General features: G+C 34.4%; 8 protein-coding genes. 3 read left to right on the top strand and 5 right to left on the bottom strand.

What is annotated here, in order from left to right:
* The first annotated feature begins 3 nt into the window (after positions 1 to 3).
* Positions 4 to 135 carry a hypothetical protein gene (locus tag MTX13_RS14405; protein WP_262920482.1) on the top strand — a complete coding sequence of 44 codons (132 nt, stop codon included), beginning with the start codon at positions 4 to 6 and terminating at the stop codon, positions 133 to 135.
* A gap of 5 nt (positions 136 to 140) precedes the next feature.
* On the opposite strand, the gene dxs is transcribed toward MTX13_RS14405, so the two are convergent.
* Positions 141 to 1,904, bottom strand: a complete 1,764-nt coding sequence (gene dxs / locus MTX13_RS11725) for a 1-deoxy-D-xylulose-5-phosphate synthase (RefSeq protein WP_250435458.1) — start codon at positions 1,902 to 1,904, stop codon at positions 141 to 143.
* Positions 1,905 to 2,050: 146 nt separating this feature from the next.
* On the opposite strand from dxs, the gene MTX13_RS11720 reads away from it, so the two are divergent.
* Positions 2,051 to 4,711, top strand: coding sequence for a T9SS-dependent M36 family metallopeptidase (locus MTX13_RS11720; RefSeq protein ID WP_250435448.1), 2,661 nt, complete (start codon positions 2,051 to 2,053; stop codon positions 4,709 to 4,711).
* 63 nt (positions 4,712 to 4,774) lie between these two features.
* Positions 4,775 to 5,224 carry a nucleoside deaminase gene (locus tag MTX13_RS11715; RefSeq protein WP_250435445.1) on the top strand — a complete coding sequence of 150 codons (450 nt, stop codon included), beginning with the start codon at positions 4,775 to 4,777 and terminating at the stop codon, positions 5,222 to 5,224.
* On the opposite strand, the gene MTX13_RS11710 is transcribed toward MTX13_RS11715, so the two are convergent.
* The 4 genes from MTX13_RS11710 to MTX13_RS11695 all read right to left on the bottom strand — a co-directional run bounded on the left by MTX13_RS11710 (position 5,221) and on the right by MTX13_RS11695 (position 12,675).
* Entirely contained in the window at positions 5,221 to 5,451 is a 231-nt protein-coding gene (locus MTX13_RS11710; protein ID WP_250435443.1) for a hypothetical protein, read from the bottom strand. The genes MTX13_RS11715 and MTX13_RS11710 overlap by 4 nt on opposite strands.
* A gap of 11 nt (positions 5,452 to 5,462) precedes the next feature.
* Positions 5,463 to 7,265: a chloride channel protein gene (locus MTX13_RS11705; RefSeq protein ID WP_250435437.1), complete on the bottom strand. Its 1,803-nt coding sequence runs from the start codon at positions 7,263 to 7,265 to the stop codon at positions 5,463 to 5,465.
* A gap of 44 nt (positions 7,266 to 7,309) precedes the next feature.
* Positions 7,310 to 9,064 carry an aspartate--tRNA ligase gene (gene aspS, locus MTX13_RS11700; RefSeq protein ID WP_250435435.1) on the bottom strand — a complete coding sequence of 585 codons (1,755 nt, stop codon included), beginning with the start codon at positions 9,062 to 9,064 and terminating at the stop codon, positions 7,310 to 7,312.
* A gap of 98 nt (positions 9,065 to 9,162) precedes the next feature.
* On the bottom strand, positions 9,163 to 12,675 hold the full coding sequence (locus MTX13_RS11695; RefSeq protein WP_250435433.1) for an efflux RND transporter permease subunit: 3,513 nt from the start codon (positions 12,673 to 12,675) through the stop codon (positions 9,163 to 9,165).
* Between the last annotated feature and the right edge of the window lie 21 nt (positions 12,676 to 12,696).

The following is a 12,696-nucleotide window of genomic DNA, read 5'->3' as shown; positions in this document are numbered from 1 at the left end:
ATCATGAAAAAAAACTTGCTTGGAGCAATTGTTATTTTCTTTGTAACCTTTGCTTTTTTATTAGTAATTAAAGAAGTATCGAATACAGAGAACGCTCCAGATTTTGAGGGTACAGAGTTTTACGCTGAAGATTAGTATTACTACTTAAGTAATTTATAAATGAATTTACTTAAACTTTTAGAGTCAAGACCAATACTAGTTTGGAGTTCTTGTATTGTGCCATGTTCTATAAACTCATCTGGAATACCTAAAACATAAATTTCGTTTTTATAATTGTTTTTATTGGCAAACTCTAAAATAGCGCTGCCAAACCCTCCAACTATAGAACCATCTTCGATTGTTATTATTTTAGAATAGTTGGAAAAAACTTTATGCAATAATTTTTTATCTAAAGGTTTTACAAAACGTAAGTCATAATGGCCTACTGAAGGCATATTTTGAATGGCTTCGCTCACATTTTTTGAAATGGTCCCAATGCTTAAAACAGCTATAGATTTTCCTTTATGTAATTCAAAGCCTTTACCAATTTCAATTTCTTGAAATTCTTGATTCCAATTTAAAGTAACACCCGAGCCTCTTGGGTATCGAATAGCGATAGGGTTTTTAGCTTTTTGCAATTGAGCTGTATAGAGTATATTACGCAATTCAACTTCATTTCTAGGAGCAAAAATTATTAGATTAGGAATGCATCGTAAATACGCTAAATCAAAAACACCATGATGGGTAGAGCCATCTTCGCCGACCAAGCCTGAACGATCCAAACAAAAAACAACAGGGAGATTCTGCAAGGCTACATCGTGAATGATTTGGTCGTAAGCACGTTGTAAAAATGTTGAGTAAATATTGCAAAACGGAATAAAGCCTTGAGTAGCCATTCCAGCAGAAAAAGTTACGGCATGTTGTTCTGCAATACCAACATCAAAAGCACGATTAGGAAGTTCTTCAATCATGTATTTTAGTGAACTTCCTGTTGGCATGGCGGGTGTAATACCAATAATTTTTTTGTTCTTTTTTGCTAATTCTAAAATAGTATGTCCAAAAACATCTTGATATTTTGGAGGTTGCATTATACTGCTTTTTGGAGTAAGCTCTCCAGTTGTAGAATCAAATTTACCAGGAGCATGGTAGGTAACTTGGTTTTCTTCGGCAAGCTTTAAGCCTTTTCCTTTAGTAGTAACTACATGTAATAATTTCGGGCCTTTTAAAAGCTTTAACCTGTTGAATTCTGTAATTAATGCTTCAATGTCATGACCATTAACTGGGCCTGAATAACTAAAGTTTAAGGCCTCAAAAATATTATCTTGATCATCCTTGCCCTTTTTAACATTAGTTAAATATTGCTTTAAAGCCCCAACGCTTGGATCAATACCAATAGCATTGTCGTTTAAAATTACTAATAAATTAGCATCGGTTACACCAGCGTGATTAAGTCCTTCGAATGCCATACCACTAGCAATTGAAGCATCGCCTATTACTGCAATATGGTGTTTTTCTTCCCCTTTTAATTGAGAGGCAATTGCCATACCTAAAGCTGCTGAAATAGATGTGGATGAATGGCCTACACCAAAAGTGTCATAGATACTTTCAGATCTTTTTGGGAAACCACTAATGCCATTAAGTTGCCTATTGGTGATAAATTGATCTCGCCTTCCAGTAAGTATTTTATGACCATAGGCTTGATGACCTACATCCCAGACCAATATGTCATCAGGTGTATTAAAAACATAGTGTAGAGCAATTGTAAGTTCTACTGTTCCTAAACTTGCACCTAAATGGCCTTCTTTTGTTGCAACAATATCAACAATAAATTGCCGTAACTCTTTTGTAAGATCCAGTAGCTGTTTAACCTTTAATTTTCGAAGGTCTTTTGGTGAATTTATTGTGTTTAGTAGGTGAGAATCCATTAATACCAATTATGGTATAAAATTATCAAAATAGACCGAAAAAAAGTTGTTTTAAATATTTATTTAATAATATGTTAATTTATCTGTGACACTTGCCTATCTTTGTGAAATTATCAAAAAAAATAAGAATTACTAATATTTTAAAGATGAAAAACAATTACATCAATTCTGTTTTGTTTTTAGTAATTGCTTTACTTACCAATCTAGGTTTTGCACAAAGTAATTTGACTAATTCAGAATATGGTTCGGTTATCCAATCGTATTTAGACCAAAAAAAAGAGTCCTTAAATCTAGTTAGCTCAGACATAGCAGATTTATATGTGAGTAAAGAATTCTTTTCCACAAAATCAAAATTAACACATGTCTATGTTAACCAACGATATCAAGGCATCAATATCTTTAATGCTATTTCAAGTATAGCTATTAAAGATAATGTTGTGTTTTATTACGCCAATAATTTTATGGGTAATATTGCTCAACGTGTTAACGCAATAGCTCCGCAATTATCACCTGAACAAGCCATACAAAGAGCAGCTTCGGAGTTAAATTTAGGAAGTGCTCAAAATTTAACTTTATTAGAAACCGCTGAAAAGAGATATGTTTACACTAATGGTAACATTTCTAAAGTTAATATTCCAGTTGAATTAGTTTATTATAATAGTAATGGAGAATTAAAATTAGCTTGGGATGTCAGTATTTATTCTTTAGATGGTACCACTTGGCCAAGTGTTCGTATCGATGCATTAAATGGGGAAGTATTAAGCCAAAACGATTGGATTTTAACTTGTAATTTTGGAGACGCTAATCATATTTCTCATAACCATGTTGAAAAACATAATGTAGGATCTAATAATTTCTCTTTATTTAGAGATGATTACCGTCGTGTAGATGGATCTCAATATAATATTTATGCCATACCAGTTGGAGGTCCAAATGATGGAGACAGAACACTAGTAAGCGAACCTGCAAATCCAAACGCGTCACCTTTTGGATGGCATGATACAAACGGAGTTAGTGGACCTGAATATACTGTTACTAGAGGTAATAATGTTTGGGCACAGGAAGATAGAGATGCCAATAATGATGATAATGGTTATATGCCTGACGGAACGGCTTCTTTAAATTTTGATTTTCCTCTGAATTTAAATCAAGCACCAGCCCTATATGAAGATGTATCATTAACAAATTTATTCTATATGAATAATATGATGCATGATGTATGGTATGAGTATGGTTTTGATGAAGCTAGTGGTAATTTTCAAGAAAACAACTATGGCAATGGAGGTATTGGGAACGATTTTGTTTTTGCAGATGGTCAAGATGGTGCTGGATTAAATAATGCAACTTTTGGAACACCTCCAGATGGTGGTAATCCAGGAATGACAATGTTCTTATGGTCAGCATCAGGTCCCGCAGGTGATCCATTAACGATTAACAATGGTTCTTTATCTGGAGACTATGCTGGTTTACCAGCAAACTTTGGAGGCACATTATCTTCAACACCAATTACTGCTGATTTAGCATTGGTTGTAGATAATAACATTGGAGGAATGAGTTCAACAGATCCACAAGATGGTTGTAACAATATTACTAATGGTGCTGATTTAAATGGTAAGATAGTTGTTATTCGTCGTGGTGTTTGCGAATTTGGTTTTAAAATATTAGCTGCAGAAAATGAAGGTGCAGTTGCTGTTATAATGGTTAATAATGTTGCTGGAGATCCTATTACAATGGGTGGTGGAGCTGTTGGCGCTAATGTAACTATCCCTTCAATAATGATTAATAATATTGATGGTGAGGCACTTATTGCCGCATTATTAAATGGCGATACAATTAATGCGTCTTTATTGGATGCAGGGCCTTACCAAAAAGATGGAAGTTTGGATAACCTTATTGTGGCGCATGAATATGGCCATGGTATTTCCAACAGATTAACAGGTGGTGCAAATACTACAAATTGTTTAACAAACATAACCCAAATGGGAGAAGGTTGGTCTGACTGGTTTGCCTTAATGCTAACAATGAAAACAACAGATCTTCCAGAAGATCCAAAGGGTATGGCTACATATTCAGTAGGGCAAAACCCAGAAGATGTTGGTATAAGACGTTATCCTTACAGTACTGATTTTGCAATTAACCCATTTACTTATGGTGACACCAATGACACCTCAAATTCAATTCCTCATGGTGTCGGTACTATTTGGGCAACTGTATTATGGGATTTAACATGGGCATATGTAGATAAGTATGGCTTTGATGAAGATTTTTTAAATGGAACTGGAGGGAATAATAAAGTGATGCAAATTGTTATGGATGGATTAAAACTCCAACAATGTAACCCAGGTTTTGTTGATGGAAGAGACGCTATTCTTGCCGCTGATAATGCTTTAACTGGAGGAGAAGACCAATGTTTAATTTGGGAAGTGTTTGCCAATAGAGGTTTAGGACTAAATGCTTCTGAAGGTACTCCATTTAGTAGAACTGACCAGGTTGAAGATTTTACAATGCCACCTGACTCTGACCCTTCGTTAGCAAATTGTACAAGTTTAAGTGTTGATGAATTTAATCAAAATGATTATAAAGTGTACCCTAATCCAACAAACGGTAACGTTTACATTAAAACTAACAGAAGTTTAGGTGAGGTAAGAATTACGTTAACAGACTTAAATGGAAGACAGGTTTACTCAACCCAAACAGAGTTATACAATCAAGTTGAGATTAATATGAGTCAATTGCAATCAGGTATTTATATTTTAAATATCAATGGACAAAGCATTAACTCAAACAATAAGATTATTAAAAACTAACGTGTTATAAAATAATTGAAAAAAGGCAACTAAATTTTAGTTGCCTTTTTTATTTTTACATAAATGGAAAGCATCTTTGACCATAATTATTTTATGAAGAAAGCCTTACAGGAAGCAGAAATTGCTTTCGACAAAGGCGAAATACCTGTAGGTGCTGTTATAGTTATTGATAATAAAGTCATTGCTAGAGGACACAACCTAACCGAGCTTTTAAATGATGTTACAGCCCATGCAGAAATGCAAGCTATAACAGCTGCCTCAAATTATTTAGGAGGAAAATATTTATTGAATTGTACCTTATATGTTACTTTAGAGCCTTGCCAAATGTGTGCAGGAGCTTTGTATTGGAGCCAAATTAGCCAAATTGTATATGGAGCTAGAGATGAAGAAAGAGGGTGCATTAATTTAAAAACCAAATTGCATCCAAAAACAAAAATTGAAGGTGGCATATTGGCAAAAGAGTCTTCAGACTTATTAAAGCGTTTTTTTATTGAAAAGCGAAATCTAAATTAATCACCGTCATTAAACTCACGCATTTTATCTAAATTTTCTTTAGTCAATAAATAATCCTTAACATTTCTGTCTTTCCAACGATACCAAGAAAATAAAGGAAATACAATAAATACCAAACCAGCTATGCCTCCTCCTATAAGTTTTTCTGAATAAGGTACATCTAAAACAAATCCCATAGTGATGCTTCCAAGAACTATGATAAAGAGAAAGGCAATAATATATTTCATTACAACTATATTTACGATGTAAAATTAATTAATTCACGCCTATATGCTGTTAATAGTTTAGATTTTGATACAAAACCTAGATAGCATCCGTTTTTGACTACGGGTAAATTCCAAACATTTAAATCTTGAAATTTCTGCATAACAGTTCGCATAGTATCTTTCTCATAATCAATAACACCTGGAGGTATTTGCATAAAAGTTTCAACAGATGTTGATTTGTATAGTTCTTGGTCAAACATAATATTTCGTATATCATCCAATAAAATAATGCCTACTAGACGGTTATTGTCATCTATTACGGGAAACAGGTTTCTATTTGATTTGGCTACACCAAAATGAAGCATTTCACCTAGCGACATTTCAGGATTTAAGGTAATAAAATCGGTTTCTATTACACTGTCAATAGTCATTAATGTCAATACATTTTGATCTTTATTGTGGGTTATTAAATCACCGCGCTCTGCCAATTCACGTGTATAGATGGTGTGTTCCATATAATTTTTTGTAATCATATATGAAATAGCTACCGTAATCATAAGCGGTAAAAACAATTCGTATCCACCTGTAATTTCCGCAATTAAAAAAATTGCGGTTAATGGAGCATGAATTACACCAGCTATTAATCCAGCCATTCCAATTAATGTGAAATTTGCTTCAGATACTTGATGCCCTAAACCTATATTGTTTATAATTTTAGCGACAACATTACCCAATGCACTACCCATAACCATAGTAGGTACAATTACACCACCAACTCCACCTGCAGCAAAAGTTGTGGTCATTGCAATAGCCTTGAAAAAAGTAAATCCAATTAATAGAAAAATGACGACCCATATATTCCCGAGATAGTCATCAAATAACGTTGAACCTAATGCGTGTAAATGATTTCCATCAAATAAATCTCTGGTAAAGCTTAACCCTTCACCATATAAAGGTGGAATAAAATAAAGCATAACACCAATAGCCAATCCACCAACTAGTAATTTGGAAAAACGTGTTTTAAAACGGTCAAAAAAGGCATAAATAGCAAAATAAATTTTAGTAAAATAAATGGATGCTATACCTGTGCCAATACCTAAAATGATGTAAAATGCAGTATCATACAAGGTAAACTTATCAGAAACATTAAAATTAAAAAGTACTTCATCTCCTAAAAAGAAATAGGATGTTAAAACAGAAGAAATGGAAGCAATAAGCAATGGCAATAATGAAGCAAATGTCAAATCAAGGCTAAAGACTTCTACAGCAAATACAATAGCGGCTATAGGTGATTTAAACATGGAAGCTACAGCACCAGCTGTAGCACAAGCAATTAATAATGTTCGTGTTTTTTTATCAACATGTAACATCCGGCTTAAATTAGAACTGATGGCGGAACCTGAAGTTATTGAAGGTCCTAAAAGTCCAACCGAACCACCAAAACCCACTGTAAGTGGAGCCATAATTAAAGGATGATATATGAGTTTGTAGGACAATAGCCCTTTTTGGCGCAATAAAGAGTAAAGTAAAGAAGGAATTGCTCTTTTCACGAATTTTGGAACCGAAGGCTCCAGGGGTTTATTAAAAAAGAATTTCTTTAAAATATAAACTAATAGCAACCCTATAATTGGTAAAATAAAATAGAGCTGATTTTGCGAAAATACTATACCATGCTCTAATGCAGATTGAATTGTAAAAGTAATATTCTTTAAAGTTACAGCTGCAACTCCTGCAAGTAAACCAACAACTACACTTAATATATAAACAAAGTTTTTTTGAGAAATATTTCTATACTTCCAAATCAAAAATCGCTTAATATAATTCTGTTTAGCCATCAATTAAATCTACTAAAAAATCCCGCTTTAGCGGGATTTTATTGTTACGAATTTAAATTGAGTTTTAAATTGAGTTCTTTTAATTGCTCGTCATCTATAGGAGCAGGCGCATCAATCATAACATCACGTCCTGCATTGTTTTTTGGAAATGCAATGAAATCACGAATGGTTTCCTGGCCACCTAAAATGGCTACCAACCTATCTAATCCAAAAGCTAAACCACCATGTGGAGGTGCACCATATTGAAACGCATCCATTAAGAACCCAAATTGCGCTTTAGCTTCCTCTTCAGTGAAACCTAAATAATCAAACATTAAGGCTTGGGTTTCTTTATCGTGGATTCTTATAGAGCCTCCACCAATCTCGTTTCCGTTTAAAACTAAATCATAAGCATTGGCTTTTACAGCACCAGGATCGGTTTTCAATAATTCAATTTGTCCGGGTTTTGGTGATGTAAATGGGTGGTGCATAGCATGATAGCGTTCGGTATCTTCATCCCATTCCAATAGAGGGAAATCCATGACCCAAAGTGGTGCAAATTCATCAGGTTTTCTTAACCCTAAACGCTCGGCTAACTCCATGCGTAAGGCACTCAATTGCGTTCTTACTTTGTTGGTGTCACCAGAAAGCACACAAATTAAATCGCCAGGTTTAGCTCCGGTTACTTCTGCCCATTTGGCTAAATCATCTTGATTGTAGAACTTATCAACTGAAGATTTAAAGGAACCATCATCATTACAACGACAATATACCATACCTAAAGCACCAACTTGTGGGCGCTTAACCCAATCAATCAACTTGTCGATTTCTTTTCTGGTGTAAGCATTTCCTGCAGGGACAGCAATTCCCACAACCAATTCCGCTGAATTAAATACGTTGAAATCTTTATGTTGTGCTACCTCGTTTAATTCACCAAACTCCATCCCGAAACGGATATCTGGCTTGTCATTTCCGTATAAACGCATAGCATCATCATAAAGCATTCTTGGGAACTTGTCAACTACAACGCCATTAATTTCTTTTAACAAATGACGTGTTAAACCTTCAAAAGCATTTAAAATATCTTCTTGCTCAATAAAAGCCATTTCACAGTCAATCTGCGTAAATTCTGGCTGTCTATCTGCACGTAAATCTTCATCTCTAAAGCATTTAACAATTTGAAAATACTTATCCATACCACCAACCATAAGCAATTGCTTAAACGTTTGTGGTGATTGCGGAAGTGCGTAAAACTGTCCCTCATTCATTCTACTAGGTACTACAAAATCACGAGCACCTTCAGGAGTAGATTTAATTAAATAAGGCGTTTCTACTTCAATAAAACCTTCTTTCGATAAGTAATTTCGGACTTCTTGAGTGACTTTATGTCTAAAAATCAAACTGTTTTTAACTGGGTTACGGCGAATGTCTAAATAGCGATATTTCATACGTAAATCTTCACCGCCATCAGTTTTGTCTTCAATAGTAAAAGGCGGAAGTTTAGCCTCATTTAAAATGGTTAATTCTGAAACCAATATTTCAATGTCACCAGTAGGCATGTTAGGGTTTTTTGAAGCTCGTTCAATGACTTTACCAGTGACTTGGATAACAAATTCACGCCCTAAGTCTTGGGCTTTTTCCATCATGTCTTTTGATGTGCGTTCTTCGTCAAAAACCAATTGGGTAATACCATACCGGTCTCGTAAGTCTACCCAAACAATAAACCCTTTATCACGAGATTTTTGAACCCATCCTGCTAATGTAACTTCTTTGTTGATGTGTGATGACCTTAATTCACCACAATTATGACTTCTATACATAACCAAAATTTAGAGCTGCAAATTTAATGAAGTTAAATGATTATTAAATGAAAAAGCCTCAACAATTGTTAAGGCTCTTTCTGCTATTAATCCATCCTTTATTTAAGGGATAATGATTCTCTTTCAATTTGTAAATTACCTTTGCGTTTTACATTTAACCACATTTTGAATTTCATGATTAGGAAAAACAGTATAGGAACTACAATTAAGGTTAAGAAGGTTGCTATAAACAAGCCATATATTACTGCCCATGCCAATGGACTCCAGAAAACAACATTGTCTCCACCAAAATAAATTTTTGGGTCAAATTCACTCATTAAAGTGAAGAAGTTAATATTGAACCCTATCGCTAGCGGTATTAAACCAAAAATAGTAGTAATGGCTGTTAAAAGAACTGGACGCAAACGTGCTTTTCCAGCTTTAACAATTGATTCAAACAAATCAACATTGTTTAAGTAATCTTCTTTTTCAAGATTATTATCTACTTTTTTTCTGTCAATTAATAGTTGTGCATAATCGAGAAGTACAACACCATTATTAACCACAATTCCAGCAAGAGAAATAATTCCCATCATGGTCATCATAATAACAAAGGGTTGCTTAAATATAACCATACCTCCAAATACTCCAATGAAGCTTAAAAAGATAGCTATCATGATGATGCCAGGTTTGGAAACAGAATTAAATTGAAAAATTAAGATGAAAAATATGAGGAAAAGACCAATAAAAAAAGCGCTAACCAGAAAAGTCATTTCTTTATTCTGTTCCTCTATTTGTCCTGTATAATCTATTGAAATATTATTTGGAAGCTCGGTAAAGCTTTGCATTTCATGCTGAATTTTACTAACAACCGCAGTTGCATCAGTGTAACCGGGAGCCAAAGCCGAATAAACAGTTACGACTCTTTTGGTATTCTTATGTTTTATAGAACTAAACCCAGAGTTATTGGTTTGTTGGGCAACAGCAGATACAGGAATCTCTTTTATCTGCCCAGATGCCATGTCTCTAAAGGTGATTTTTTGATTGAATAAAGCACTGGTATTATATCTGTTTTCTTCATTGAATCTTACGTACACATCGTAATCCTCGCCATGTTCTTTGTAAATACCTGCTTTTACACCAAAAATAGAGTTACGCAGCTGGTTTCCTACTTGAGAAGCATTGACACCTAGCTCTCCTGCTTTTTTTCTGTCAATAACAACTTGCATTGCAGGTTTGTCTTTGTTCACATCTATTTTAAGTTCATCTATACCAGCAATACTTTTTGAGTTAATATAGTTTCTCATTTTCTCCGCAGTCACGATTAATTCATCATAATCTTGACCTTGAAGCTCTATATTAATTGGATGTCCAACAGGTGGTCCATCTGCATTTTTTTCAACAGAAATTAAAACTCCAGGATAGATGCCAACCAAATCTTTTTGGACTTTTTCAAGCAAATCTTGACTGTCTAGCCCACGTCTAAATTTAAACTCCCTCATAGAAGCTGTAATTTTTCCTCGGTGAGGCATTTCGGTTGTGCCAATATCTGTTTGTGGATTTCCAGCACCTTCACCAACTTGTGATACAGCACTTTCTACCATGAAATTATGGTCGCCATCCATGTAAACAGCATCATTTAAAATATTATAGACCCGTTTTTCAATGGACTTGGTAATCTCATTAGTTTTTTCAATATCAGTACCTTCAGGATATTCAATGTAAACTATAATTTGGTTTGGTTTGTTATCTGGGAAAAATTGTACTTCGGTACGTTGAATTCCCAAAGACCATCCAAAAGCTCCAAATGCTATAAAAAGCAACAGAAAAGTTCCAACAATTAACACATAAGGCTTCCAGCCTTTCCAACCTGTTAAAGCACTGCGTAATTGTTTTTCATACCAATTTTCCAATCGTGTAAGGACTTTTGTTTGGAAAAAATCTATCCACCCTCTTAATACGAGTCTATATATCCATAGCATAATGGCCACAAATATTAAAAGTGTTCCAAGGCCTTTGTAAATTCCTCCAAATACAAAAATCAATATTCCAAGTACTACCATGATGATAGTTGTAGTTACTCTTTTCTTGAATGTAATATTGAAATCCTCAACACTCATAAATTGTGAAACCAAAACAGAGTTGAAAAATATAGCGACAAGCAATGAAGAACCTAATACTGTTGAAAGTGTTATAGGTAAAAGAATCATAAATTCTCCCATAATTCCTGGCCACAAACCAAGCGGGATAAATGCGGCTACAGTAGTTGCAGTGGAAATAATAATAGGAAATGCTATTTCGCCAATTCCTTTTTTGGCAGCTTGAATACGACTCATGCCTTCTTCATCCATAAGTCTATAGACATTTTCTACTACCACAATTCCATTGTCTACTAGCATACCTAGTCCCATGATGAGTCCAAAAAGAATCATAACATTTAGAGTGTAACCCAAAGTACTTAATAGAAATATGGACATAAACATAGACATAGGTATTGCAAAGCCAACAAAAAGTGCATTTTTGAAACCTAAAAAGAACATAAGTACCGTTACCACTAGAATAACCCCAAAAATAATGTTGTTAACCAAGTCGTCAACCATAGTAATAGTTACGTTGGACTGATCGTTGGTAATTGAAATGTTTAAGTCTTTGGGAAAAACATTCTCCTCGGCATTTTTTACTATTTCTCTTACTTGGGTCGTTGCATCAACCATATTCATGCCAGCCCGCTTTTTTACGTCGAGCATGACAACACGTTTTCCAAAATCGCGTGCGTAGGTGGTTCTATCTTTTTCTTTAAAAGAAATAGTGGCAATGTCTTTTAGGTAAATAGGGTTATTATGTTCAGATTTGACTACAAAATTCTTAAGATCTGAAGGCTTTTCTATTTCACCTAAAATACGGATGGTACGTCGCTGTCCACTGGTTATTAAATTACCTGCGGACATGGTCATGTTGCCACCTTGAATGGCTCCTGTAATATCATCAAAACTCACTTGGGCAGCCATCATTTTGTAAATATCAACGGCTACTTCTACTTCTTTTTCCTGTGCCCCACGAATATCTACTTGCTTAATTTCCAGTAGATTTTCAATTTCATCTTCAAGATATTCACCGTATTCCTTTAATTTATCTACAGGATAGTCCCCAGAAATATTAATGTTCATGATTGGCATTTCTTCAGACATGCTCAACTCAAAAACATTGGGCTCAACTTTGGCTCCATTAAAGGTTGGCCAATCTTCAGAAGATGTTTCAGTATCAATTTGATCTTTTACCTTTTGTTTCGCAGCATCAACTGTTATGTTTTCATCAAACTCCACAACAATCATAGAAAAATCCTCTTGAGATGTTGAGGTAATTTCTACTACATTACTTACGGTTTTTAACTTATCTTCTAAAGGATCAGTGATTAACTTTTCTATATCTTCAGCAGTGTTGCCAAAGTACATAGAACTCACATATATTTTGGTTTCGTTAACCTCTGGGAAATTCTCTCTTGGCATACTGAAAAAGGCACTAATACCAAGTAATAAGAAGAGAACAATCAACACATACATAGTGGTTTTGTTCTCTATGGCCCAAGAGGATAATCTAAACTCTTTATTTACTTTTTTTTGTTGTTCGGTCATGGGAAATGTCTTTAGTCTTTT

This window comes from Hanstruepera flava (assembly GCF_023634025.1).
Lineage (GTDB): Bacteria > Bacteroidota > Bacteroidia > Flavobacteriales > Flavobacteriaceae > Hanstruepera > Hanstruepera flava.
The sequence above is the reverse complement of the archived record's forward strand: the minus strand, read 5'-3'. Positions and strand labels throughout refer to the sequence as shown.